The organism is Natrialba hulunbeirensis JCM 10989, from assembly GCF_000337575.1.
GTDB lineage: Archaea > Halobacteriota > Halobacteria > Halobacteriales > Natrialbaceae > Natrialba > Natrialba hulunbeirensis.
Genome location: NZ_AOIM01000031.1, coordinates 15776 through 41395 on the forward strand (window position 1 = coordinate 15776; position 25620 = coordinate 41395).

General features: G+C 63.8%; 21 protein-coding genes. 10 read left to right on the forward strand and 11 right to left on the reverse strand.

Annotated features, from left to right (window positions below; all coding sequences use genetic code 11):
* The first annotated feature begins 78 nt into the window (after positions 1–78).
* Complete coding sequence (locus C483_RS09550; protein WP_049912539.1) at positions 79–1869, forward strand: outer membrane protein assembly factor BamB family protein; 1791 nt, start codon at positions 79–81, stop codon at positions 1867–1869.
* Positions 1870–1908: 39 nt separating this feature from the next.
* On the opposite strand, the gene C483_RS09555 is transcribed toward C483_RS09550, so the two are convergent.
* Together C483_RS09555 and C483_RS09560 are read right to left on the reverse strand one after the other, a co-directional pair.
* Positions 1909–2634 (reverse strand): HAD family hydrolase, encoded by a 726-nt coding sequence (locus tag C483_RS09555; RefSeq protein WP_275039995.1) that lies wholly within the window; start codon positions 2632–2634, stop codon positions 1909–1911.
* Positions 2635–2698: 64 nt separating this feature from the next.
* Positions 2699–3295 (reverse strand): DJ-1/PfpI family protein, encoded by a 597-nt coding sequence (locus C483_RS09560; RefSeq protein WP_006653152.1) that lies wholly within the window; start codon positions 3293–3295, stop codon positions 2699–2701.
* A gap of 166 nt (positions 3296–3461) precedes the next feature.
* Between C483_RS09560 and C483_RS09565 the strand changes: the two genes are divergently transcribed.
* Entirely contained in the window at positions 3462–3791 is a 330-nt protein-coding gene (locus tag C483_RS09565) for a MazG-like family protein (RefSeq protein WP_006653153.1), read from the forward strand.
* Between the two features lie 117 nt (positions 3792–3908).
* On the opposite strand, the gene C483_RS09570 is transcribed toward C483_RS09565, so the two are convergent.
* From C483_RS09570 to C483_RS09605, 8 genes are all read right to left on the reverse strand, one after another.
* Positions 3909–4121, reverse strand: coding sequence for a hypothetical protein (locus C483_RS09570; RefSeq protein ID WP_241431500.1), 213 nt, complete (start codon positions 4119–4121; stop codon positions 3909–3911).
* 54 nt (positions 4122–4175) lie between these two features.
* A complete protein-coding gene (locus C483_RS09575; RefSeq protein WP_006653155.1) occupies positions 4176–5513 on the reverse strand; it encodes an RNA-guided endonuclease TnpB family protein in 1338 nt (445 codons plus the stop codon).
* A 280-nt stretch (positions 5514–5793) separates the two neighbouring features.
* The gene (locus C483_RS09580) at positions 5794–6981 is read right to left on the reverse strand and encodes an HD domain-containing protein (protein WP_006653156.1); all 1188 of its coding nucleotides are present in this window, start codon (positions 6979–6981) and stop codon (positions 5794–5796) included.
* A gap of 110 nt (positions 6982–7091) precedes the next feature.
* On the reverse strand, positions 7092–7592 hold the full coding sequence (locus C483_RS09585) for an AAA family ATPase (protein WP_006653157.1): 501 nt from the start codon (positions 7590–7592) through the stop codon (positions 7092–7094).
* A gap of 263 nt (positions 7593–7855) precedes the next feature.
* Positions 7856–9052, reverse strand: coding sequence for a phosphonate ABC transporter, permease protein PhnE (gene phnE, locus C483_RS09590; RefSeq protein ID WP_006653158.1), 1197 nt, complete (start codon positions 9050–9052; stop codon positions 7856–7858).
* Entirely contained in the window at positions 9049–9858 is an 810-nt protein-coding gene (locus C483_RS09595; protein WP_006653159.1) for a phosphonate ABC transporter ATP-binding protein, read from the reverse strand. Before C483_RS09595 ends, phnE begins: the two co-directional genes overlap by 4 nt.
* A gap of 40 nt (positions 9859–9898) precedes the next feature.
* On the reverse strand, positions 9899–10891 hold the full coding sequence (locus C483_RS09600; RefSeq protein WP_006653160.1) for a PhnD/SsuA/transferrin family substrate-binding protein: 993 nt from the start codon (positions 10889–10891) through the stop codon (positions 9899–9901).
* 369 nt (positions 10892–11260) lie between these two features.
* The gene (locus C483_RS09605; RefSeq protein WP_006653161.1) at positions 11261–12169 is read right to left on the reverse strand and encodes a hypothetical protein; all 909 of its coding nucleotides are present in this window, start codon (positions 12167–12169) and stop codon (positions 11261–11263) included.
* Between the two features lie 126 nt (positions 12170–12295).
* Between C483_RS09605 and C483_RS09610 the strand changes: the two genes are divergently transcribed.
* From C483_RS09610 to C483_RS09640, 7 genes are all read left to right on the forward strand, one after another.
* A complete protein-coding gene (locus C483_RS09610; protein WP_006653162.1) occupies positions 12296–13072 on the forward strand; it encodes an endonuclease NucS domain-containing protein in 777 nt (258 codons plus the stop codon).
* 175 nt (positions 13073–13247) lie between these two features.
* Entirely contained in the window at positions 13248–14405 is a 1158-nt protein-coding gene (gene endA / locus C483_RS09615) for a tRNA-intron lyase (protein WP_006653163.1), read from the forward strand.
* Positions 14406–14495: 90 nt separating this feature from the next.
* Entirely contained in the window at positions 14496–15665 is a 1170-nt protein-coding gene (locus C483_RS09620) for a hypothetical protein (RefSeq protein ID WP_006653164.1), read from the forward strand.
* Positions 15666–15866: 201 nt separating this feature from the next.
* Positions 15867–18392, forward strand: coding sequence for a DUF4129 domain-containing protein (locus C483_RS09625; RefSeq protein ID WP_006653165.1), 2526 nt, complete (start codon positions 15867–15869; stop codon positions 18390–18392).
* Positions 18385–19374 (forward strand): DUF7269 family protein, encoded by a 990-nt coding sequence (locus C483_RS09630; protein WP_006653166.1) that lies wholly within the window; start codon positions 18385–18387, stop codon positions 19372–19374. The genes C483_RS09625 and C483_RS09630 overlap by 8 nt, the downstream gene beginning before the upstream one ends.
* Positions 19367–20836 carry a DUF58 domain-containing protein gene (locus C483_RS09635; RefSeq protein WP_049912537.1) on the forward strand — a complete coding sequence of 490 codons (1470 nt, stop codon included), beginning with the start codon at positions 19367–19369 and terminating at the stop codon, positions 20834–20836. The genes C483_RS09630 and C483_RS09635 overlap by 8 nt, the downstream gene beginning before the upstream one ends.
* Positions 20836–22788, forward strand: coding sequence for a DUF7519 family protein (locus tag C483_RS09640; RefSeq protein WP_006653168.1), 1953 nt, complete (start codon positions 20836–20838; stop codon positions 22786–22788). The genes C483_RS09635 and C483_RS09640 overlap by 1 nt, the downstream gene beginning before the upstream one ends.
* Positions 22789–22825: 37 nt before the next feature.
* Here C483_RS09640 and C483_RS09645 read toward each other — a convergent pair whose 3' ends face one another.
* The gene (locus tag C483_RS09645) at positions 22826–23791 is read right to left on the reverse strand and encodes an AAA family ATPase (protein ID WP_006653169.1); all 966 of its coding nucleotides are present in this window, start codon (positions 23789–23791) and stop codon (positions 22826–22828) included.
* 118 nt (positions 23792–23909) lie between these two features.
* Between C483_RS09645 and C483_RS09650 the strand changes: the two genes are divergently transcribed.
* Complete coding sequence (locus tag C483_RS09650; RefSeq protein ID WP_006653170.1) at positions 23910–25595, forward strand: tryptophan--tRNA ligase; 1686 nt, start codon at positions 23910–23912, stop codon at positions 25593–25595.
* The last annotated feature ends 25 nt before the right edge of the window (positions 25596–25620 follow it).

Consider the following 25620-nt stretch of genomic DNA (forward strand, 5'->3'; position numbering starts at 1 on the left):
ACGCTGAAACAGTTGTTGCGTGGACAAGAGAGCCATAGCGAACAGATAGTAATGACGCTGGTCGGTCGTGCGCCGAGTATGGAAGAGTGGCGCCGCCGTTCGGTACTGGCGACTGGTGTAGCACTGTCGATCGGAACCGGACTCGCTTCGGCGGGGGCTGGAGCTGATGAGGGCGAGGCTGACACCGAGACAGGGACCGAGAGCGACGCCGACGAGCTTCCGAACCCGAATCGCGATCCGGGACCGGACGAAGACTGGCCGTCACACCGGGGAGATCCCGGACACGCTAGACACATCGCGGACGGCCACGAGTTCGAGGGAGAGGGACTCGACGCCGTGTGGTCCGTCGACGGGGCGGGCACGAGTTTCGTCGCTATCGCCGATGAGACGGTCTACGTTCCGACCGACGATGGGGTTCTCGCCCTCGATGAGACAGATGGCACCGTCGTCTGGGAGAAGACGGATATCGACGCGGGCACGCCGTCGGTCGACGGCGAGGCGGTCTACCTGAGCGGTGACGAGGTCGTCACGCTCGACCGGGCCGATGGGAGCGTCCGCTGGGAAACCGAATTCGAACCTGAAGAGGAAATCGTCTGGCAAACCGCCGCCTACGGCGGCGTCTACGTCGTGGTCGAGGGCACGCTGTACGCGCTCGATACCGACGACGGCTCGGTTCGGTGGGAAAAGGAGTCGATCACCACCGCAGCGCACGGTGACGAGGAGGACGAATACGAGTTCGTGACGGCACCCGCCGCGGCAAACGGCGTTATCTACAGCGTGACGGGAGCTGGGCCGATTGCGCTCGATCCCGAGACCGGGGCCGAAATCTGGCAGGAGGGAACACACGTCGGAACCCACGTCAGTACGACCTACGCGACATCGACAGGAATCGCGTACGACGGCGGAGCCTACGAGGAGTGGCCGCTGTACGACGCCCAGACGGGCGAATTTGCAACCATCGGACACGGAACTCGCGAAATCGCGTTCAGTGAGGAGATCTACGTCGGTGGCGGCACCGACCACGGCTACTCCGGTGGTTCGATTGTGGATGACGAATACAACTGGGAGCTCGATATGACGTACACCTATGGGCAAGCCGTCATCAGCGGCGACACCGCGTACGCGTATTTCTATCTTGACGGGCACAATTACGGAGACCGTGAGTACGACGAGGAACTCGTCGCCCTGAACAAGTACGACGGCTCCGAGAAGTGGACTATCAGTGTCGAGGACGCACCAGTCGGCCCCATTCGTGCGATCAGCGGCGAGACGTTCTACGTCGAACACGACGGTGATCTCGTGGCACTCCGCGAACCGACCGACGAGGATGACCAGTCGGAGAACGGTGAAGATGGTTCGGAGGACGATCAGACAACCGACGACGAAGACGGTGACGGTGATGGTGATGGTGACAAAGATGATGGCAGTAACGCAGACGGAGATAGAGACGATAACGCAGACGGAGACGAAGATGAAGACGATAACGCAGACGGTGACAGCAACGAGACTCAATCCGATGGTGGCGACGAGGCCAAAGAAGACAGCGGCGACAAAGACAACGGAGACGGAGCCGACAACGATGACGGAACTGCGGTCGACACCGATGGCGGGAACGAGGATAACGCAGCGGCAGACACCGGCGAAAACACCACAAACGGTGCCGACGGCGACGGCGATGGAGGCGACAACGACGCGTCGACCGTCGACGCTGCCGACGATGACACCGGTATCGACGGCACACCTGGCTTTACGACCGGCGCAGGACTGCTTGGCGGCGCACTCGGACTCGAGTGGCTGCGCCGCCAGGCCGGCCTAAGCGAGCAGGCCGACCTGGATACGCACACCGATTCGGGCGAGCAAAGCGACTAACGGACCGCCTGAAGGCACCCGTGGAAGAGCGAACCCGCGTTAGTCGACGAGGTCGAGGACGATCTCTCGCACCTCTGTCGGCGAGTCAGCAACCCAGTCGGCCGGCGAATAGTCGATGTCCCCGTGGGCGTCGATTCGGTAGGCGATCACGACCGTCTCGGCTCGGTGGGCCGCTTCGATGCCGTTCGCCGAGTCTTCGACGACGACACACTTCTCCGGCGGGACACCGATTTCGTCCGCGGCGTACTCGAACACGTCGGGTTCCGGCTTGCTCGCCGCGTCGATATCGTCGGCGCTCACGATTTCGTCGAACGAGTCCTCGAGGTCGAACCGGTCGGTGACCCAGCCGATCCACTCGTGGGGCGAGGAGGAGACGATTGCCGTTTCGATTCCTCGGGCGTCGAGTTCGGCGAGCAGGTCGTGGAGTCCCTCGAGGAGTTCGACCCGTTCCGTGTAGAGTTCCTCGGCTGCCTCGGTAAACCGGTCGGTGTACTCCTCGCGCGAGATCGCCGTGCCGTACTCGTCGTCGAGGTAGTCGTAGATCTCGCGGTAGTTCATCCCGGTGACCTCTGCGACGTCGATGTCCTCGTCCGGGACCGCGGCGGGAAGGATCTCCTCGCGCTCGAACTCGACCCAGTAGTCCTCGCTGTTGACGATAACGCCGTCCATGTCGAACAGGACTGCGTCGGCGGTCTCGCTCTGGGTGTCGGTCTGTCGGTCAGTCGTCTCCGCTGTCTCCGACGCAGTGGTCACCGTTTCGTCCATGTACATCCGGCTACCCGATCGACCAGTATAGCCGTTTGGCCAGCGAGCAGTGTGGATCCTCCAGTCAGCCGAAGACCTCACCGCGACGCTCGTGGATCATCTCCTCGGCAACCTCGTCCGCAATGGATTCATCAAACTCGCGTTCGAGCAACCACAGCCCGAGATCGATTCCCGACGTAACCCCACCCGCGGTGAGCACGTCGCCGTCGTCGACCACTCGCTCGTCCACCACGTTTGCGGCCGTCTCCTCGAGATCGTCCACCGCAGCAGGGTGAGTCGTCGCGGGTCGGCCCTCGAGTAGCCCCGCCTCAGCAAGAATCATCGCGCCGGTGCAGACGGAGGCAACCGTCGCGCCGTTCGTGTAGCACTCGTCGACTGCGGCCGGCAGGTCGCCCTCGTCGACGACGAGCCGGACGCCACCCGTCGAGGTCGTCCAGCCGCCGCCGGGGACGAGCAGCAGGTCGGGGTCACCCAGCGTGCCGTCGGGTTCGACCCGCAGGTCGTGACTGGCGGTCACGATGTCGGTTTCCTCGAGTGTCACGAGATTTGTGTCGATCGATGCGCCGGCTTGCGCGCCGTTCTCGAGTACCTCGTAGGGACCGATCGCGTCGAGTTCGTCGAAGCCATCGAAAAGGACGATTTCAGCGGTAATGTCGACCATATCCGAGTCGTCGCGGGCGCGGGAGAAACGTGTTTTGCCGGACGGTGACGCGTGTGGGATCGTCCTCGGAACCCTCCCACCCGGTCGCAATCCGCTTACCCGGTCAGGTGTGATAGTCATACCTGCTATCGAGTGTCTTTTCTCCCAACACGATCTGTACGCAGCTATGGCAGACCAATCAGCCCAGGAACGCGTCGCCGAGTTCATCGCCACTCACGACCTCGAGACGCCGCCCGAGTTCAGACTGCTCGATCTCACTTCCGAGGTCGGCGAACTCGCGAAGGATGCGAACACGTCGACCGAGTACGGCACCAAGCCGGCCGCACTCGAGTTGTCGTCGGACGAGATTGGCGACGTACTGTTCGCGCTGCTTGCGCTTGCAGAGTCGGTCGACGTGGACGCAGACGCGGCACTGGACGAAGCACTCGCGAAGTACGAGGAGAGGCTGGCAGCAGACGGTGTGGAGTCGCCTGGGTCGGAAACCGGCGAGGAGTGAGGGAGAGCTACAGGTACAGATACAGGTTCAGATCAGATTCAGGACCAGGTGCAGATTTGGCCGCCGATTCAGCACCGATCACATACTCGCGGACCGAATACAGTCTGTGGGCCGCGCTCAGAGGTTGCCCTCACCTGGACTCGGCATCGTGTCCTCTTTCTGGCCCGCTGTTCCCGATTCACCAGAGGACTCCGAAGTCGGCTGGTCACGGTCGTGTTCGTTCCGACGGAGTGCAACGGCGAGGACGGCTACGGAGAAGACGGCTAAGACAACCGACAGTGTTCCGACGCCGTTGACGACCACGAGTCCGAGTGCTGTGAGAAGGCCCACAGTGAAGAGCGCCCCGTGAAGTACCCCGCGCACGGTGGCGTGGGGCGTCCATGTTTAGTCCTGCACTGCTGACGCAACGGACTTTAATTCCTCTCGCGCTCCCATCCCTGGTTGCACCGACGTCCCGTGTCGGTCAACACCCGAACACAAATCGTGTCCGTGAGAGTCGGGGCCTCCACCAGCCCCCGATGCCGCCCGTCTCACCGTCCGAACGTGTGGAAGGGTTTCGAGAGACGGCACATTTCCATACTGTTCGTCTAACCAATTCTGCACAACGCATACCGCAGCCTTCCGATCAGCGTGGTCTTGGAACCCACACCGTTTGCATTTGAATCGCTTCTTCTGTCGATTCGCTCGGTCTGTGTGCTGGCACTCCGTCCGTGGGCATCGCTGACTCGTGTATTCGGGGTCAACCACATCTGAAGGAACCCCTTCCCACGCAGCTTTGTACGATACCATCTCTTGGAGAGCTGCGAACGGCAGTGAGTGTAGCCGACGGTTCATTCGCGTTCCGTAGTCGATGGACTCTCGCATGTCTTTGAGGTCTTCAAAGACGATCACAGGGTCGGTAAATTGCGAGATCCATTCAGCTACTTCCCGCGATACTTTGTGCAAGCGATCGTGAACGTAGTCGCGTTCTTCAGTCTTCACGACCGTTTCAAACGCAGTCTGCCCGGCTTTCTGCATCCGCTTGCGTTTGGTGAAAAACTCGTGGCGTTGCTCTTTCACAGATGGATACTCGAACACCACAGAGTCTTTCACTGCACCGCTCCGACTCATCGCTGCGAGGGCGATGCAGTCCTCGTTCACATCCAAACCAACAATTGTGTCTGCATTGTGTTTGCTGGCGACTCTGTGAGTTTCGTGTGTGACTGTGACGTGGAGTCGCCACTCGTTGTGCTTGTGTACGACCTCAGCAGTTCCAACCCGCCACTCTTTGTCGTTGAATGCAGTTTGGAGTCGGTCGAAGTGATCAGGGCTCCCTCGAAGGTCGCCTTTGACGTGGGTGCCTCTTGTGGCAGTGATACGGAATCGAACAGTCCCATCCTCTTCAGGGAACAGGCGGTAGCCTTCTCCGTGGTTCATCACCATCGGGTACGACTCGTCGATGTATGGGTGGGGTCGCCCCCACCCATCATCTTTGTTGTCGTGATACGTTTCGATTTCACCGAGTGCCTTATCAACGATGAGTTGGGTGGTGTTGTTGACATGGTCGGCGTTATCCACGACGACCGATTTAATCTCGTTCCAATTCCAACCTTGGCGGTCGAGGCGGTTGGTTTCGTTGCGGATGCGGCGGGCCTCAAGACAGCCGGTTTGCAGATCGTCTCCACTCCCCGTGTGGATGTCTAGTCCAAACGACAGTGATTGGGTGAGTTTGGACGACTGCACTGGATTCTAGTATGGTTTGAAACTTGTTAAAAGTTCGTGTTGTGACGCGCTTCACCCACGGCACGGTGGCCCGTGGTACTCGCGCTGCTATTCTTTATAGATGTTCAGTCGGGGAACGGCTGCGTTTGAACCTCCCATAACGCACCATTTGTAGGAGATCTGTATAATTCTTGTTCGTCACACGCCAAATTCACCGATTATTTCGGCGATAACTCGAGAAGCCAACGTCTGCAGAAGAAAATGACCGATCCACAGGGAGTGATCGGGCTCTGCACCAAGACTACGGCGCAACGATTGCGTCCGTCTCGAGTACCGTCGCCGCTGCCGCCTGCACGTCGGCGAGCACTGGCTCCGGCGCGTAGACGCCGAGTCGCCAGGTTTCGCGGGCGCAGGCGTCGAGGCCGGCGACGAGCGAGGAGCGCTCCTCGAGTCGGCGGAGGTCGCCGTCGACGACGATTTTGGCGCGCGATTCGGGAGAACTCGGTTCCGATGGACTGTCGAGGATGACTGCAGCCGGGTCGACGTCTGCGACTTCGGCAATCTCTCGCTCGAGGCTGCGCGTGTGGTCGTACTCGAGTCCGACGAACTCGTCCGTCACGTCGCCGCGGCGCGCCCAGATCGCGCGCTTGTAGAGCGTTCGTTCACGAAGCCGGCGTTCCAGGTCGGCCGTCGGCTCGTGTTCGGCAAGCAACGAGAGCAGTTCTGAGTCGGTGAGGCGGGCGAACCTCTCAGGGGAAATGACCTCGTCGCGCAGCACGCGCTCGCTCGCGCGGTCGAGCATCGCGCCCGCGATACGGGAGACGTGGTGGCCGTAGACGGTCGCGTTCATCAACGTCCGGGCGATCAGCGCGCTTTCGGCGGTCGCGACGTTGCCCGCCTCGAGTGCGAGTTCGCCGTCGACCGTCCGGAGCGCGTAGAGCAGCCGCGAGTGGTCGATCGTGCCGTAGGGAACGCCCGTATGGTGGGCGTCCCGCACGAGGTAGTCCATCCGGTCGACATCAAGCGATCCGGAGACGAGTTCGCCGAGGGGGCCACGGCCGTCGACGGTGGCCGCGACGGCTTCGGGGTCGAGCCCCTGCTCCTCGAGGACGTCGCCGACTTCGCTGTCGGTGAGCAACCACTCGATCTCGTCGTGGTGGCGGCCGACGTGGCGTTCGATCGCGGCCTCGGTCTGGTGGCCGAAGGGGCCGTGGCCAACGTCGTGGACGAGCGCGGCGGCCCGGAGACGGTCCGCAAGCTGGTCATCGAGCTCGAGTTGGTCGACGGCACGGGATGCAAGGTGGTAGACGCCGAGGCTGTGCTCGAAGCGGGTGTGGTTCGCGGAAGGATAGACGAGCTGGACGGTGCTCAGTTGCCGAACGTAGCGCAGGCGCTGCATGGGCGCGGTGTCGAGCAGCGCCTCCGCGGTGGGACAGAGTTCGATATAGTCGTGAACGCTGTCCTTGATCGTCGTCGCCGTCGTGGTCATACCCCTACTCTGCAGCAGTGGTCCTTAGATACGATGATCCCACGTTCGTGTGGGGTATGTGAGAGTACGCCAGGAGAGGAACCGCTCGTGCGCCGTCAGGACACAGGCCCTCACAGCACGTGCTCGTCGATCTGTCGATAGGTCTCCTCGAGTGTCCCCGAGTTGTCGACGACGACGTGGTCGCGCTCGATCGGGTCGAACGTCTCGCGCAACTGGAGGTGTTGTTCGAACTGCGCGTCGCTAATCGTGTCCGTGCGTTCCTCGATGCGCTGCTCGACGACATCGAGGTCGCAATCGACGTAGACGAACTCGTAGTCGACGCTGAGCACCTCGGCCATCGACGCGGCCTGCTCACGGTACGGCCGGGACTGGAACGTCGCGTCGAGGACGACGTTCGAGCCGGACTCGAGTGCAGACCGGGCGCGCTCGAGCAGGGCGTCGTACGTCGCGTCGGTCTCGTCAGGCGTGTAGGAGGGGTCAGGAAAGAGCTGTTTGCGCACCTGGTCGGTTCGGTAGCGTTCCGCGTCGATCTGGTCGGCCGTATAGCCTGAGGCGGCCGATTTGCCGACGCCAGGGAGTCCGCAGTAGACGATCAGCGTTGCGCGATGCACGGGTGGGCATGGGTGAGAGTGCTACTAAACCGAACCGATTCGAAGGCGGTGATTGCTGGCCGTGTCACCGGGGCAGTGACTGCTAGCCGTGTCGCTGGGGGCAGTGTGCTGAGAGGCGGTACGGAACAAGACAGTGTGACGCGTCGCGTACAGCACTGTCACAGTGCAGTACAGTACGGAGTGCAGACAGCGCACAGTGCAGTACAACCACGTCGTCACAACGGCCAAAACCACCGACAGCGCAGAAAAGAGAGGGGACGCGATTACCGGAGCAGCGAATCGGCCATCCGGTTCGGGAACCCGGTGATGAGCTCTCGAATGCTCTGTTTCTCCTGGTCGGAGCGCAGTCGTGCACGCAGCCGCTGGCTGAAGAGCTCGACGACGAAGACGAGCACGAAGATGACGAACAGCGTCGCCATCATGTTCCCGAACATGAGTCGGCTCTCCTGGGTTGCAACGACCGCACCGAGCCCGCCAGCGCCGATGACACCGACAGTCACGGCGGACCGGACGTTGATCTCGAGGATGTAAAGCGTCCAGGCGATGAACGACGTTCGCACCTGGCTCAACATCCCGAAGAACACGACCTGTGGCTTGCTCGCACCCGTCGTTCGCATCGCCTCGATCGGCCCTTGCTCGAGTTCCTCGAGTTCCTCGACGAACAGGCGACCGAGGTTCCCGATGGTGTTGAGCGCAATCGCGAGCGTCGCTGCGGCCGCACCGAGTCCGACCAGGGCGACGAAGATGAGTGCCCAGACGATGGCCGGGATCGAGCGGATGAACGACATGACGGCGCGGAAGATCAGGTTGATCGGGAACGGCGTGACGCGTTCGGAGGCGAGCACGCTGAAGAGCAGTGCGAGCGGGAATCCGAGGATCGTTCCGACGACACCCATCGCGAGCGTCGTCCCGGCCTCTCCGAAGACGGTGAACATGCCGAGCTCCTCGAAGAAGAACGCGTAGTAGTCACCGAGATACGGCGGGAACTGGAAGATCAGTCGCCCAACCTCGGGATCGTAAATGAGCTCGTTGCTCATGATGAACTCCCAGTAGGAGCCGATGTCGAGGAACGGAATGCCCGCATCGAGACCCGGAATCTCGTTGGTCGTGACGGGGAAGTAATCCCCCATTCGATCGGCGAAGTGACTCCAAGTGAACCGTGTTCGATCACTGAAGAATTCGGTCGCGACGAGCCCCTGGATTGTGACGAACGCGATCGACGCCGTGAGCACGACCCAGCCGATCGCCCGCTGCCGGCGCGTTTTCCGAATGTTTTCGAACTGTTCGTTTACACCCGCACTCGCCGATTCGAGTGGTTTCGATTCGTCGACGCCACCGTCCGGGTGCGGTTCGGGTTCAGTGTCGGGTTTTGGAGTGGGGTCAGTCTTTGGCTCCGTCTCCGACTCCGATCCTGGCCCCGACTCCGACTCCGACCGGTTCGTATCCTGCGAATCAGTCACAGTGTCGCCCCCCGATTCGGGCTCGTCTGATTATCTGTCGATCCCCTGTTCGATTCGTTCTCCCCATGTGAAACAAACATTCCTTCAGTGTCGATATCGCCGTAGATCTCGTCAATGACGTCGAGAGTGAGGTCCTCACGATAGCCGTCGAAGACCTTCTCACCGTCGTGCAAGCCGATGAATCGCTGGCCGTACTTGCGAGCGATGTTGACCTGATGAAGACTGATAAACGTCGTCAGATCGCGTTCGTCCGCCGCGCGATTCAGGTACCCCATCACGTCCTGTGCACTGCCCGGGTCGAGACTCGCGACCGGTTCGTCAGCCAGTAACACTTCAGGTTCCTGTGTGAGTGCACGTGCGATACCGACGCGCTGTTGCTGTCCACCGCTCATCCGGCGAGACTTCTGTTCTGCCTCCTCGAGTAACCCAACCGTATCGAGTGCCTCGAGTGCCTGCTGTTTCTCGTCGTTGTCTTGCAACTGGAGGACGCTCTCGAGGAAGCTGCTCCGATTGATACCGCCGGAGAGTGCGTTCGAGTAGGCAGACATGTCGCCGATAATATTGTGCTGCTGGAAGATCATCGCGACCTCCGGCTTCGTACTCGTCATCGGTTCGCCGTCGATCAGCACCTGGCCGGCGGTTGGTTCCGTGAGTGCGGACATACATCGGAGAAGCGTGGATTTCCCCGATCCGGAGACCCCGAGGATGATGACGAACTCACCTGCCGGAACCTCGAACGAGATATTATCGAGTGCGACAGTATCGCCGTATGTTTTTCTCAGATTGTCGACGACAATTTTGCTCATCGGTTGGTTACCCTTGGTTTGAAGTCGCGTTGTTTGAGGCTTACTCTATGTCGTCGAACGCAATGCCGAGGTCCTCGGCGAAGTCACGAACCGGCTCGTAGGCGTCGTGGTCGGCTTCGACGACACCGCTGAACCACAGCGTGTGGTCGTCGAAATCCTGCCAGTCTGCTTCCTGGTCCTCGTCCAGGTCGTAGTCGTCGGTGTCGAGCGTCCCCTCGTTGTACTCCTCGAGCATCTCGTCGGGCAGATCGAGACCGAGTTCGTCAGCCAGGTCGAAGGCGTCGTGCTGGAGCTCTTCGGCCTCGACGTTCTGCATGAACTCCTCGATGTCGTATCGGAGGTCGTCCTGCCAGCCAGCGTTGACGACGATCGGTGCGCGCGGGATCGCCGGCGAAACATCCAGCAGTCGCAGTTCGGGATCTCGCGTGCCGGCGATATCGACTTCCGGGGAAATCTCGTAGAGGTCCGGATACTCGTCCTCGATCTGTTCGACCGGAACGTGTGGAACGGACGCGAACTCACCGGCACCGGCCGCTGCGATGGTGTCGTCGTTGATGAGTTCCTCGACGGCGAGGTCGTGCGAGACGCCGCTGCGCCACTCGAAGTCCTCGGCACCGCCGCCTTCGGCGACGTTTCCGATGTCGAGACCGGCTTCCTGAAGCATCCACAGCGGAGCCATACCACCCGAAACCGAGCCGACGTCAGCCATCGCGACTGCCTCTCCCTCGAGGTCCGACACCTCGGTGATCCCGCTGTCTGCCGTCGTCACGAGCGTCCCGAAGTAACGTTCGGCACCGAAGGCCTCCCGCATCCCGACGACATCGATTTCCTCGGGACCGAGCTGTGGCACTGCACCCGGGGACGTGTCAGCGAGAATCATGTCACCCTCACCTGCACGTTCGAGTTCCACCATCGTTCCGGAGTAACTCTGCGTTGGCAGTCCATCGATCTCGACATCGAACTCGTCTTCGATCAGCTCGAACAGCGGCTGATACTGGACTTCGATGTCGATGGTATCCTCTGCTGGGTTCATTACCCAGGTGATGGTCTCTGTCTCACCGCCAGTAGAACCACCCTCTCCGTTCTCATCATCACTTCTCCCCAGACACCCCGCCAGCGCGAGTGTCCCTACTGCACCAGTTGTAGTCAGGAAACGACGCCGTGAGTTGGTCGACATGCCGCTATCTTGGGACATCTGCCAGTTGATAACTAGAGCACCATCAAATAATTTCTGATTATAGTATATGGCACATCACCCCTGTGAACGTTTGTCTCTCTACCGTTCCGGACCGCGACCCAGCTCCCCGCCGTCATCCGTAACCCAGTGACGGCAGCCCGATATATCAATCAGCCAACCCACTGGTTGTAGCCGATGGTATCGGATTGTAGTTGCATTCGACACTCACTCGAGTCCGAGCTCACGCGCCCGCTGCAGATAGCAGTCTTTCGCGGCATCGGTCGCGGCGGCGAGATCAGCCTCGGGAGCATCCACACCGAGCCCATCGTGGTCGGACTCGAGTTCACCCGCCTCGTCGTGGAATCCCGGAAAGTGGATCGACAGTTCGTATCGGCCAACGTCAGTATCGGCGGCATCGACCAGGCGCTCCTCCGCAGCAGTCACCTCGAGGTCGAACGCATTCTTGACAGCAGTGTGAAGCCGCGTTTCCGCGCGGGTGTAGCCCGGAAGCGTCTGCTTGACGGGCGCCGGAACGTCCGAGAGATAAGCTTCGCTGGCGTCGTGGAGCAGTCCCCAGCGCTGGGCCGACAGACTCCCGCCGCGGGCTTCGACCTCGCGGCTGACGTGGACCGCGTGGCGAGCGACGCTGTAGAACCGCTTTCCCTGCCCCGTGAAGCGACTGAGGTTCGAGAGCGCGTGTGCGATGTCCGCGAGGTTGATCGACTCCGGATCGGGATCGAGCGGCGTGATCGTCCCGCCAGACCGTCGGTTGATCACGCGGTGACCCCCGTCGAGCTCGGCCAGAACATCCTGCAGGCGGCCGACGACAGTTTCGAACTCGAGTCGAGTCGGCCGTACTCCCGTTTCCTGGCCGCCGTCACTTTCGAGTTCGTCACGCGGTGCCCCCTCGGACTGGCGGACGACAGCCTCGAGTCGAGACAGGTCGGACTCGAGTGTGTCGAACGCGTCGCGGACCGTTTGGGGGCCGACTTGCTGTTGCTGACCCTCGTTGGCTCGCTGTGTCTCGCTTGAGACAGCGCTCTCGTGTGACACGGAGCCGTCGCGTCCGTCTCGGTTGGCAACCGGCTCACCGTTGTTGTCGCTGCGGTCACCGACACCCTCGTCGCTGGTCATATCCGAGTGAACCGAAGACCGGCGACAAAGGCGTATCGGCTCGCGATACGGTGGTGGTCGCCAGCAAGACTGCCACAGGACAGCAGCCGTCCGCGACTTTAAATACGATTCCGCATCACCTGCCCTATGATCGACGACGCGATTCGCGTGCTCGCCGGCGACTGCACCGTCATCGCCGAAGGCACCGACCGCTCGGAGTACCGCGGACGGGTGACGACGATCGTCAAGCCCGATAACACCGTTCTCGTCCACGATATCGACGGCTACCAGCCCGTCGCCTGGCTCACCCGCGCCGACAGCGTCTCCAGCGACCGCACGGACGACTTCACGCTCGTCGCGAAGAAAGACACCCAGACGCTCCGGATCGCGGCCCACGACCAGGACGGCTTCGCAAACTACCCCGCCTCCGCGGCCGGCACACCGGTCGGCACCTGTCCGGACGACGACTGTACCGGATCGCTCGTCCGCTCGAAGGGCGTTCGCTGTGTCGACTGTGGAACGCGCTACGGCGTGCCGGCCGACGCGACGATCAAGGACGACCAGTCCCACTGCGAGTGTGGCCTCCCGCGGATGCGCGTCGAGCGCGGCCTCGCGTTCGACGTCTGTCTCGATCGGAACTGCGAGTCGCTCGACGAGGCCGTCCGGGAGGCGTTCGACCGCGAGTGGGGCTGCCCCGAATCAGGCTGTGATGGCGATCTCCGGATTCTCCGCCGTGGCGGCCTCATCGCCGGCTGCGAGCACTACCCGGAGTGTGACACCGGATTTGCCATGCCCGGCGGCGTCGTCGACGGCGAGTGTGCCTGTGGCCTCCCGACGTTCGAAACGCGCAGCGGTTCACGGTGTCTCGACGCGACGTGCGAGGGTCACCAGCGCAGACAGGCCGAAGCTACGAGTGACGACTGAAGGCTACTACCAGTGTCAGTGCCCCCGTCACCACCATCGCCACCACCAACCGACCACTGCTACCGCTATCGGCACCATCGCCACCACCAACCGACCACCGCTACCGACACCAGCACCACCACTCACGCCACCAGCACATCCACACGCACTTAATGCCCGCTCGCAAAACACGAGTATGTCACTGGAGGGGCAATTCGACGACGACGCAGGCGTCGTCCACGTTGGCCACGACGCACGCCAGCGCTACCACGACTCGCGCGGCTACGGCTACCCACTCGAGGGCAACGAAATCGCGCTCGCACCGGTCGAAGCCGCACACCTGCTCTATCGCGGCGACCTCGACGCAGTCGTCGAGACGTCGACCGGCGACCGCCTCGACTTTCAGGCCTTCGTCAGCCGCGAACCCGGCACCGACTTCGGCGTTCGATTCCTCGTCTACGCAGATCTGCGCGAACGCGGCTTCTACCTCTCGCCCGCGAGAGAGCCCTGGATCGACGAGTCACTTCTGGACGCAGAACACGAACGAATCGACTTCGCCGTCTTCCCCCGCGGCAAGGGCCCCGGCGACGGCGAACTCGAGTACGCGCTACGCGTCATCGGCGAGCGAACCGACATCCCCGCAGCTGAACTCGCCGACAGCGTCCTCGCCGTCGTCGACGAGGAGAGCGAAATTACGTACTTCGACGTGAACGCGAGAAACCCAAGCGGCGAGACGGAGACCGACCTCCCGACCGGCGTCGAGGCGGCGCTACTCGAGGACCGGGTGGTTCTCTGGGAGCCGCCGATCGACCTCTACGAGGATGCGTTCTACGGCCAGCCACTCGAGGGCCGCGAGTACGAGCGGCCGACGCTGCAGTGTTCGCTGCTCGAGGCGGCCTACCTCGCCGAGCGGGGTGTGATCGACCTCGCGGTCGAGACGGTCGTCGAGCGCGGTCGCGAGGTCGAAGGGGAACGGTTTGACCGGCGACTGCGGGTGTATACGGAGCTTCGCGAGCGTGAGATTGTGCCCAAGACGGGCTACAAGTTCGGGGCGGACTTCCGGACGTACGCAAACGTCGAGTCCGTCTCGGAGTTGAGTCACTCCGAGTTGCTGGTGCGTGTCCATCCCGCTGGTTACATCTTCGAGCCGCGCGATCTGGCACTCGACGTGCGGTTGGCCCACGGCGTCCGGAAGACGATGGTGTTCGCGCTCGTCGGCGAGTCGGACGAGGACGGGGAAGAGGCGACTGGTCTTACCGACGACAGCGACGATAGCAACGACAGCAACGACACCGACGCGAGCGACGACACTACCGACATCGAGTGGTGGTCACTCGAACGACTAACGCCCTGACAACTATCACCACACAGACTTCTTGTCCGCGTCACGGCAGCGCTGTCTCAAACGGAACCATGAAAGTCCCGCCATACGATAGGTTCAGCCATGCAACTCGAGGTGATCGGGATCGGTGGCGCGGGCTGTCGGATCGCCGACGCGATCCACACTACGGAGTCGACGGCCCAGCCGTTTCTCTGCGATACGTTCGCGTTCGATACGGACACGCTCAGTCTGGAAGCACTCGAGTCGATTCCGGACGAGCACCGGCATCGATACGGGGCGGAGATCGAGAACGGACTCAACGGCAATCTCCAGCGCGGCGAAACCATCGGTGAGGAGCACGTCGACGAACTGAGTCGACAGCTCGACGCGGGCACACCCTCGGCTGCGGACGCCTTCCTCGTCGCGGTCGGCCTCGGGGGTGCGACCGGCGGCGGAGCCGCACCCGCACTCGTCGCAAACCTCCAGACGCTGTACGACGCGCCGGTGTACGTCCTCGCGACGCTGCCAGCGGACCGCGAACGTCTGCCCGACGGCGATCCGTCGGTTCCGAGTGACGATACACGCGCGTCCGGTGCGGACGCCGACGGGGCGACGCGGCCGATGGCCGCACAGAACGCGGTACGGACGCTCTCGCGGCTCGACGGCCTCGCGAACGCAATCTTCTGTTTCGACACCGAGCCGTGGCTTCGCACCGGCGAGGACCTGATCGACGGCCGCGACCGACTTAACCGTGAGATCGCCACGCGCACCGGCGCTTTCTTCGGCTCGACGGCACAGGCTGCAGACAGCACACCGAACGCTGAGAGCATCGTCGACGCGAACGACGTGGCGCGCATCCTCGGCGACGAAACCGCGCTCGTCTCGCTGGGCTACGGCGCACAGCAGGTCGACGCCGACGACTCGGGGCCGCTGCTCGGAATCGACCTCGGAATCGGTCCCTTCAGTTCGGCCGACGAAATCGAAACCAGCGCCGCCGTCAGCGCCGTCGAAACGGCCGTCGCGAAGGCGATCCAGGGGAAGCTGACACTCGAGTGCGACCGACCGAACGTCGACCGGGCGCTGTTGATCGTCGGCGGCCCGCCGGCGTGGCTCAACCAGACGGCCGTCGCCGATGGACGGCGGCGACTCGAGTCAGTCACGGAGTCGACGGAGACACTTGGTGGGGACGCGCCGCGGCCGGGAAGCGACGAGGTGTTCGCGCTGGCGGTGCTTGCGGGGGTCGAACCGGTCGCGCGCATCGAGGCACTGCGAGAGGCAAGCGAGACGCACTGAGCAGACGGCAACCGAACACCGACAACGGAGTGGGCCGGCGGGGCACGGACAGTGCCCGAGTGAGGACGCCTTCGCAACCGTGGCGATCTCCTGCTGGCGGCGGGCGAGAGAGAGCGTATGAAGATTTTGGCCGCCTGCATGTCATCTGACCATACGTTTATAATCGCCGACTCAATATGTCACGTCGAACGGAACGTTTGGATGGGGTCAGAATCGGCACGGGAGACGGACGAGTCGGCGAACGGTGAGGGAGAACCATCTACTACCGGAGACACAGAATCGACGCCAGCCGAGCGGCCGGACTGGGGGCAACTGCTCCTCGTCTCACTGGCCGTTCTGGCACTCTCGCTTGCTGCACTCACCGTTCCCGCACTCGGCGGTGTTGCGGGGACGCCGGGTGGTGGAGGCGGTAACGATCTGTTAGAGTCAACACTCGAGTCGGAACTACGCGAGGAGCCGGACGAAAGGGATGTGGATGATCCGAGCGCTGGAGAGGAAGGGAGTGATGACAGCGAAGAGTCGGAGGCGGATGAAGAGACGGAGGCGGAGGCGGATGCGAATACGGATGGCACTGACGAAGAGCCGGCAGAGCAGGACCAGGATCCAGAACAAGATTACGAGCCGGAGCAGGACGACGCATCCGATATCGATCCCGACAGCGAGGAGACCGACGAGTCGTTCGAAGACGAGACGGAGCACGACGACGAGGGGAGCGACTCCGAAGCTGATGCTGACGAGACGGCTACCGAGGAGTCAGAGGCAGACGGCGAGACCGAAGCGGATGACGACGCCGAACGTGACGAGGACGAGGACGGCGATCCCGAACAAGATGACACCGACGACGATCACACTGAGACTGACAGCGGCTACGACATCGCGTTCAACGAGACGCCGACGCCCGGGAGCGTCGTCGAGGTAACCGTCACCGAAAACGAGGAGACGCAGGAGGGTGTGGACGTCGCCTTTAACAGCAACTCGATCGGCGAGACCGACGCCGATGGAACGGCAACGGGGACGGTCCCGTTCACGGACACACTGACGGTCACAGTCGATCCGGCGGACGCAGCTGCCGAATCGACGACCGAGCCGTCGATCCGTGGCCCGATTGGCGGTCCCACCGGCGCACCGCTTCACTTCTACGGCGGAAGCAACGCGGCGCCAGCGTCCGAGCACGACGAGACAGCTGCCACCGATGAGGACGAAGCCGAAGATGGCGATGAAACTGCCGAGCGCGATCCGAGCACCAAACGGACCGTCGAGATGGATGCCGAAACCGAGCTCTCGATCGACCGAGAGGCACCGATGGAACACGAAGATGCCGTGCTCTCCGGGACGAACGCCACGGTGACGGCAACGGTCGCGGGGAATCCCATCCCGGATGGAATAGTGCTGATCGACGGTGAGGAAGTCGGGACGACGGATGCGACCGGAACCGCACGGCTCACTGTTCCCGAAACGACCGAGGAGGTATCAGTCGCCGTCGAGCGTGATGACATCCGTGCCGAGCGGGACATCGCGGTTTACGGCCTCTCGGTGGACGTGTCCGAGCGGGTTCCGTTGCCCAGCCGAACCGTGACCGCCGACGTGTCCTATACAGGACCACCGTTAGCGGACGATCACAATGGTGATTCCGACGGAAACGAGAGCACAAGTACGAGTGAGACGCCCGACGAAGTCGCCAACGCGACGGTGTTCCTCGATGGCACCGCTATCGGCGAAACCGGAACTGACGGAACGGGTTCGGTAACGCTCCCCCTCGCGAACGAGGCCACACTCGGGGCGGCGGTCGGCGAATCCACGGCAGAAACGACCGTCAGCGGACTCTACCGAAACGCTGCGCTCGTTGCACTTGGTGTGCTCACTCTCGTAACCGCAGTTGGCTGGATCCTCGTTCGTCGGTTCGGACTTTCGCGGGAGACGGTTCGATCGATCCCCTCGCTCATCCGGCGTGCAGTCCGCCGCGCAGGCACGCTGGCACAGCTGATCGGCCGAAAGGGAGTCGAGGCGGTCGTCCGACTCGCACGCAGCCTCGAGCGAGCGGGAATCTGGCTCGTCGAGCGCGGCCGTGACGCGTTGGCGACAGCACGTCGAGCGGGGCGCTGGCTGCTCGCACTGCCCGGCGAACTCGCAGAGCGAGGGCTCGCCGCGCTGGCGGCGGTACATCCCGCACGGCTTGTCGGCGCGCTCCTCGCATTGCTGCGATCGTTCGGTAAATCGTCCCGCGAACGGGTGGCATCGGTGACTGGATCGACACAGACAGACGCCCCAGCGAGTGATTCGGCCGCCAACACCGACCAGTCCGTGCGCACACTGCGAACGCTCTGGCACGAGTTCGTCAAGACGGTTCGCCCACCCCAAATTCGGACGAAAACGCCCGGCGAGATCGGACGCTACGCGGTCGACAGGGGATTCCCGGAGCCGCCAGTTCGGACCGTCATCGACGCGTTCCGGGATGCGGAGTACGGCGAGTCCCCACCCACGGAGACACGACTCGAGTCGGTCGAGCACGCGGTCGGGTCGGTAACTGAACCAGCGGAGGACGAAAAATCGGACGGACAGTCGGCAACGGACGAGGATCTACTGCCGGGGCGGCAGACGGACTCCACGACGCAGACGGACACCACAACGCAAACAGACGCATCACAGGCGGATGGACAGCCGCCGGCGGCCGACGACACGTCAGCGGATGAAGCAGCGCCAACGGACACGGAGGACCACAATGAGTAATCGATCGATCTGGAACGTTCTTCTCGGCCTGCTCGCGGCCTGCACACTCGTGTTTGGGGCCGTTCTCGCGATCACGCCGGAATCGCTTCCGACGCCGGTACTCGAGCAGATCACCGAAGTCGAGCAGGCGAGCAACCCACAGGACGTGATCATGGCCATCAGCGGCGTCGTCGGACTGTTCGCACTCTGGCGGACGTACTTCTCGGGCGCGACAGATGCTGATTCGGCGGGCGATTCCAGCCCGATACACACGGACGAACCGAACGCACATCGCACGGAAACGGGAACAGGCCGCTCGCGGATCCACTCGTCCCGGAATCGCCAGTCCGACTCCGAACCGCCAGTCGGTCGAATCGTCGGCGGCGAGACAACAGCGCGCGTCGAGGAGACACTCCACGCACTCAAACACGGTCACAAGCGACCCGAGCAGACGGCTGTCATCGTCGACGACCTCCGCCAGTCCGTTCGGACGATCGAAGCGGCACAGGGCTGTGGCGAGCAGGCTGACGAACGGATCCGGCGTGGTGAGTGGACCACCGATCGGATCGCGGCGACGTTCCTGGGCGACGCCTCGGCAGGCCGACTCTCGCTCTGGCACCGACTGCGTCGGTGGCTGTTCCCCGGCCGAACGTTCGAGCGACGACTCGAGCGAACTGTCGACGAAATCGAGCGACACGCACTCGAGTTCGATTCGAGCGAGGTGTCGCCAGTTGACGGTGCGGGTGGCGAGTACGGTGACGGTGGGGGAGCGGGTGACAGTGATGATACTGGTGCTAGTGCTAGTGCTGGTGCCGGTGATGGTGATGATGTTGGTGTTGGTGTTGGTGTTAGTGCTGGTACTGGTACTGCTGATGAGTCAGTAACAGAGGACAACACGAGCGGGACAGACGACAGAGATGCTACCGAGGGCGGGGAGAAGGACGGGAACCGGGACAGCGAGTCCGAGCCTGCCGCGGAACGGACGGAGGTAACCCATGCATAGAGTCTCGCGCTGGCACTCCAGTGTGGTCGCCGCCATCGCACTCGTCGCCAGCGGCGTGCTGTTCGGCTTGGCCGCGCTCTTGCTCGCCGCAGTGGTTCCCGTGAGCTACCTCGGCTACGCCGCGCTCTCATCGGTTCCCGACCCGAACGACGTGCTCGCCGTCGAACGCGACTGTACGCCTCGAACACCGCTCCCCGGTGAGCGCGTCGAGATAACACTCACCGTCCGCAACGAAGGCGAGCGGACGCTTCCCGACGTCCGACTCGTCGACCGGGTGCCGCCGGAACTCGACGTCGTCGACGGCAGCGCACAGACCGCGACGACGCTCCGCCCCGGTGAGGACACCGAACTCACCTACACGCTGCGTCCACGTCGCGGCAGCTACACCTTCGAGGGCTGTTGGGTTCGCCTCCGGAGTCTGAGCGCGACCGCAGTCGCGACCGCCGACGTGGACGCCGCTGGTGAGGCGGTACTCGAGTGCTCGGTGCCGCTCGATGGGGTGCCGATCCACCGCGAGACGATTCCGTTCGTCGGCGCGGTGGCGAGCGACAGCGGCGGCGCAGGCTACGAGTTTCACTCGACGCGGGACTACCAGCAGGGAGATCCGCTGAGTCGGATCGACTGGCGGCGATACGCCCGGACGGGCGAGTTGGGGACAGTTCGATACCGCGAGCAGGAGTCGGCGAAGATCGTGCTCGTGCTCGACGGGCGGCCGGAGTCAGGCGTCGCGGCAGCCGAGGGACACCCCGACGGAGTCACGCTCGCGGCGTACGCGGGGATCGTCTCGACGGCGGCGCTGACCGAAGCCAATCACAGTGTTGGCATCGTCGGACTTGGCGTTCGAGCGGAGACGCCGGGCGTCTACACCGGTCCGCCGGCGTACGTCGAGCCCGGAACGGGGGCCGATGTGGGTGGTCGGATCGCGCGGGTCTGTGATACCGTCGCAGCACGCGGAACCGGTGGCTCAGTCTCGGCGGGTGCATCCGATGGTGGTGGAACGGACCCAGAGGCAGGGACAGGTGCACGGGGACAGGGACAGCAACAGGGGCAGAGCCAGCGACAGACGCGAGCAGACGGATACGGAGCCGCAGCGGGGGGTGAAACGGGGAGGGCGACAGGCGCAGCCAGCGGACCGACAGCCCCGAGCGGGCGGTCGCCGGCACAGGTCGCGGACCACCTCGCAACGCTGCTCCCATCCGACGCCCAGCTCGTGGTCTGCACGCCGGCCGTCGACGACGAAATCGTCGAGATCGCGGCGGCGCTGCGCCGGCGCGACTACCGGCTCTCGGTCGTCTCACCGGACGTGACGACGCGGGACGTGGTCGGCGCGCGGCTGGCGGCAGTCCGTCGCAGCGCACGCCTCGAGCGGCTCCGACGGACTGACATCCCCGTCGCCGACTGGGATCCGGAACAACCGCTCATAGCGGCGCTCGGCCGCGCGTTCGACGAGGTGATCCGCTGATGGCGACCGAACGGCCACGCGAACATGAACACGAACGACGCGAGCGCCGACCGCCAGAGACCGGTACGATGAGCGCGACGGAGCCTGTCGGATCCATCCGGGAGAGCGAAACCGTCAGCGCACCGACGACATCAGCAGTCGCGATGGCAGCAGTCCTCGTCGGCTCGATCGTTCTCGCAGCCGAGATCGGCCTCGTCGGCCCGGCACTCCTCGCGATCGTCAGTGGCGCAATTCTGACGGCGACCGTGACCGCAACGAAGCGCCGAACGCCGGGCGGGCGCGCCGTCGGTAGCATCCTCGCCGTGTTCGCCGCACTCGGGCTCGCGGGTGCACTCGGGCTCACCCTCGCAACGAGCGGCGATCCGATGGCACTCGAGACGCGCTATCGTGCTGGCATCATCCTCTCGATTGCGGCGGCCGCCTTCGGCGCCACAGCGACGGCGACGGGCGCGGTCGGTAACAGAGCCGTCCGGTCGACGCTGCCGGTCGTCCTGGTCACGCCGTTCCCGCTTGCACTCGTCGCAGCCGCGTACTTCGACCCGCTGCGAGCGTTCCTTCCCGGCGTCCCCGAAGTAGGGGAGGGGTGGTCGAGCACGGCGGTACTCGACTCGCTCCTCTGGCCGGACGAACTGGCTGCGGGCGTGTTGAGCTTCGCTGCATTGCTCATCGGACTGCTGTGGCTGACGACGTTCATCGTGCCGCGGCTGCCGATCGTCGAGTTGCTGCCGCGTGATCGGCGAGCGGCCGCAGAACAGAGAATCGACCGACTCGCGTCGTGGACCGGCATGGGCGGCTTCTTGCTGTTGATGGGAACGGTCATCGCGAGCGGAATCGCTCTCCACGCACGGGAGGAAGAGGCGGCATATGCCGTCGAGGCGTACGGTTATCTCGAGGCGACTGTCATTCCGGTCGCCATGCACCCGGTCGCTCGGTTCGTCGTCCTCGGCGGAATCGCAGCCCTCTGTGTGGCTGCGCTCCTCTCCCGGCTCCCCGACCTCCACCGGCTCCGTCGCAGCCGCGTGCTCCGACTGGTCCCGGTGTTCACCGGTGGCGTACTGGTCGCAGCGCTCGTCGCGCTCGGCTATCCGTCGGTGTTCGACCGCTGGATTCGACCGGTACTCGAGTCCATGGCTGCAGCGGGCGATGGAGTCCCGCTGCCGGGAGGGATGGGAACGATCCCGCCGGACGAACTGCTCAGTGTGGGCTCGCCGCCGGAGGGTGTCGCGATCGCTGCCGTCGCGATGATCGGCGTCATCGGCACGATCAGCGCGCTGGCGTGTTGCATCTGGCTGCTCGGGTCCCTGCAGTTGCTCTCGGACCGTGGCGCACCCGGCACACTCGCAGCGAGCGCGCTCGTCGCGGGTGCGATTCTCGCAGCGCTCACCGGTGCCTCGACGCTCGTAGTTGGGGGTGTCGTCGTCTGCGCGATCGTCGCCTGGGACGCCAGCCTCTACGGCGTCTCGGTGACCGAGGAACTCGGCCGGGGTGTCGACGCCCGTCGGCCCGCACTCACGCACGCGATCGGGACGGCACTGGTCGGTGCGATTGGAATCGGTATCGCGCTCGGCCTCGCCGAACTGGGGAGTCGGCTCACGATCCAGAGTGGTGTGACGATCGTCGTCACACTCGTCGTTGCGCTGCTCGCAACGTTCATCGTACTCAAGCGCCGCGCAGTGGCCTCGGCGTCGAGTTCGAGCGCGAGCGAGATTTCCCGACTACCTATCGCAGCGGGGACGATGCCCGGCGTCGACCCTGATGAGGCTCGTGCGCTCAAGTCCGCCGGCTTCGAGACGATTGGAGACGTACAGACCGCAACGCGGGCGGAACTCGCCGACATCGACGGACTGGACGGCGAGACAGTGGAGGCGCTGACAGGCGATCTAAGCGCCGCTGGCGTCACCAGCGCCAACAACAGCAGCGACAGCAATGGCCGAGAACAGCAGCAACACTGATAGCCGAGAATAGCAACGCCGGCGAAACACCACCCGGCTACGGCTCGACCGCCGGCACCTCGACGCGATCGAGCACGCTCTGTACCACCGTCGCCCCGTCGACACCCTCGATCTGTGCATCCGTCGTCAGCACGAGCCGATGTTGCATCACCGGCTCCGCGATCCGCTTGACGTCGTCCGGTGCGACGTACTCGCGGCCCGAAATCGCCGCTCTCGCGCGGGCCGCCTCGAAGTACCGCTGAATCCCGCGCGGCGAAATCCCGATCTTCACCCGGTCGTCCCGTCTCGTTTCTCGCGCCAGATCGACGAGGTAGCCACGCACCGCCTCGCCCATCGAAATCCGTTCTGGAACCTGCTGTAAGCGCGTAACACCAGCCGTATCGAGCACCGGCTCGATCGTCGGCATCTTCGTCTCGCGAGCGCTCCGGCGCTCGATCAACTCGAGTTCCCCGTCCCGATCTGGATACCCGATCGAGGTCTTGATCATGAAGCGGTCGCGCTGGGCCTCCGGCAGTTCGAAGGTCCCCTCCTGCTCGACCGGGTTCTGCGTCGCGATGACGAGGAACGGGTCCGGCAGGTCGCGGGTTTCGCCGTCGACGGTAACCTGGCCCTCGTCCATCGCCTCGAGCAGCGCAGCCTGGGTCTTCGGCGGCGCGCGGTTGATCTCGTCCGCGAGGACGACGTTCGCGAACACCGGTCCCTTCGTGAACTCGAACTCGCCGCGCTGTTCGTTGAAGACGTGCGAGCCGGTGATATCGTTCGGCAGCAGGTCAGGGGTGAACTGAATGCGGGAGAACTCGAGTCCCAGTGCCTGCGCGAACGCGAGCGCGGTGAGCGTCTTGCCGGTGCCGGGAACGTCCTCCAGAAGGACGTGGCCGCGTGCGAGGGACGCTGTGAGCACTTGCTCGAGGAACTCGCGGTCGGTGATCACTGCATCGCCGATGCGGGAGATGACTTCGGTGCAGGTTTCGCTCGTCGAGACGGCTGAGACGTCGTCTGCCATCGGTTGGCGTTGTCGACGCGGTCACATGAAGATACTGGCAGCCGAACAGACGCTACTCGGCGGACAGGGTGGAGCAGAAGCGAAGGCTTTTGCGCGCCGGCGCGCCAAAACGGTGATAATGACCGGAGACGACCCACGCGAGGAGCGGGGACCGGAGTTCGATGTCGATTCCGATTCCGATCTCGAGGACGAAGGCGAAGGCAAAGACAAACGCGCAGGCCTTCGAACCGATGGTGGCGCAGCAGGCGCAGACAGCGAGGGGGCGCAGACCCCTCGAGCAGACGGCGGTGCCGTCGATGACGTCGCGCTCGACCCCTGGGGCTCCTCGACCGTCTCCGACTACCGCAAACTGTTCGAGGAGTTCGGCATCGAGGAGTTCGACGACGTGCTGCCGGAGGTTCCTCACCCACACTACCTGATGCGCCGGGGCGTCATCTTCGGCCAGCGCGACTACCGACCCGTCGTCGAAGCACTCCAGAACGACGAGCCCGCGGCCGTCCTCTCCGGGTTCATGCCGACCGGCGACCCGCACATCGGCCACAAACTCGTCTTCGACGAGATCATCTGGCACCAGCAACAGGGTGCAGACGCCTACGCGCTGATCGCCGATCTGGAGGCGAACTCGGCCCGGGGAATGTCCTGGGAGGAGATCGACGAACACGCCCGCAGCTACCTGCTCTCCCTGCTCGCGCTCGGCTTCGACCCCGAAGACGGCGACCTCTACCGCCAGTCGACCAACCGCGACGTGCAGGACCTCGCGTTCGATCTCGGCGCAGAAGCCAACTTCTCCGAGTTCCAGGCGATCTACGGCTTCGACGGCGAAACCGATGCCTCGCACATGCAGTCGGTCGTCACCCAGATGGCGGACATCCTCTACCCGCAACTCGAGGAGCCCAAGCCGACCGTGATCCCCGTCGGTCCCGACCAGGACCCCCACGTCCGGCTGGCGCGAGACCTCGCCGAGCGGATGCGCTTCTTCAAGGTCTCGACGGCCTATGCCAGCTTCGAACTCGACGACGAGGAGCGCGACCTCGTCGCCCGGTTCCACGAGGAACTCGATCCCGCCGACTTCGACGACGACCAGCTCCGGTGTGTCCACGTCGCCGAGACGCTGGAGGAGACGCCGCTCGCCGAACTCGCAATCGACGCTGAGGTCCTCGATTCCGTCCTGACGAAGCTGAACGAGGCCGGGATGGAACCGCTTCGCCCGCGTATTCGCTTCTCCGACCGGCGGGCGACCGAGGACGCCTTCGACGCCCTCATCGACGCCATCGAAGGCGAGAAGCGCGTCTACGAGAATCACATCGACGCCTTCGAGATCGACCGCGCCGACGCTGAGGAACTGGCACGCGAGATCGAAGTCGACAACGGCGGGTATGGCTTCCAGCCGCCGTCGTCGATCTACCACCGCTTCATGACCGGCCTGACGGGCGGCAAGATGTCTTCTTCGGTGCCGGCCTCGCACATCTCGCTGCTCGACGATCCCGAAGACGGCTACAACAAGGTCAAGTCGGCGACAACGGGCGGGCGCGAAACCGCCGGGGAACAGCGCGAGAAGGGCGGCAAAGCCGACGAGTGTCCGGTCTACGAGCTGTACGCCTACCTGCTTGCCGGCGACGACGACGAGTTTGCAAAGCGCGTCTACGACGAGTGTGTCGGCGGCGAGCGCCTCTGTGGTGACTGCAAGGAGCAGGCCGCCCAGCTGATGAAAGAATTCCTCGCGGAGCATCAGGAGAAACGCGCCGAAGTCGAGGAGCTACTCGAGCAGGCGGACATCGAACTCGAGTCGCCGCGGCGTCGATAGCGCGTACTGGCCTCGTTGCGGTCGA

Bases quoted from the DNA above. Each gene is read 5' to 3' on its own strand.
- C483_RS09595 (WP_006653159.1), bottom strand. From the start codon at position 9,858: ATGAGCAAAATTGTCGTCGACAATCTGAGAAAAACATACGGCGATACT.
- C483_RS09635 (WP_049912537.1), top strand. From the start codon at position 19,367: ATGCATAGAGTCTCGCGCTGGCACTCCAGTGTGGTCGCCGCCATCGCA.
- C483_RS09550 (WP_049912539.1), top strand. From the start codon at position 79: ATGGAAGAGTGGCGCCGCCGTTCGGTACTGGCGACTGGTGTAGCACTG.
- C483_RS09645 (WP_006653169.1), bottom strand. From the start codon at position 23,791: ATGGCAGACGACGTCTCAGCCGTCTCGACGAGCGAAACCTGCACCGAA.
- C483_RS09560 (WP_006653152.1), bottom strand. From the start codon at position 3,295: ATGGTCGACATTACCGCTGAAATCGTCCTTTTCGATGGCTTCGACGAA.
- C483_RS09650 (WP_006653170.1), top strand. From the start codon at position 23,910: ATGACCGGAGACGACCCACGCGAGGAGCGGGGACCGGAGTTCGATGTC.
- C483_RS09620 (WP_006653164.1), top strand. From the start codon at position 14,496: ATGCAACTCGAGGTGATCGGGATCGGTGGCGCGGGCTGTCGGATCGCC.
- C483_RS09630 (WP_006653166.1), top strand. From the start codon at position 18,385: ATGAGTAATCGATCGATCTGGAACGTTCTTCTCGGCCTGCTCGCGGCC.
- C483_RS09610 (WP_006653162.1), top strand. From the start codon at position 12,296: ATGATCGACGACGCGATTCGCGTGCTCGCCGGCGACTGCACCGTCATC.
- C483_RS09580 (WP_006653156.1), bottom strand. From the start codon at position 6,981: ATGACCACGACGGCGACGACGATCAAGGACAGCGTTCACGACTATATC.
- C483_RS09555 (WP_275039995.1), bottom strand. From the start codon at position 2,634: ATGGACGAAACGGTGACCACTGCGTCGGAGACAGCGGAGACGACTGAC.
- C483_RS09640 (WP_006653168.1), top strand. From the start codon at position 20,836: ATGGCGACCGAACGGCCACGCGAACATGAACACGAACGACGCGAGCGC.
- endA (WP_006653163.1), top strand. From the start codon at position 13,248: ATGTCACTGGAGGGGCAATTCGACGACGACGCAGGCGTCGTCCACGTT.
- C483_RS09600 (WP_006653160.1), bottom strand. From the start codon at position 10,891: ATGAACCCAGCAGAGGATACCATCGACATCGAAGTCCAGTATCAGCCG.
- C483_RS09625 (WP_006653165.1), top strand. From the start codon at position 15,867: ATGGGGTCAGAATCGGCACGGGAGACGGACGAGTCGGCGAACGGTGAG.
- C483_RS09565 (WP_006653153.1), top strand. From the start codon at position 3,462: ATGGCAGACCAATCAGCCCAGGAACGCGTCGCCGAGTTCATCGCCACT.
- C483_RS09605 (WP_006653161.1), bottom strand. From the start codon at position 12,169: ATGACCAGCGACGAGGGTGTCGGTGACCGCAGCGACAACAACGGTGAG.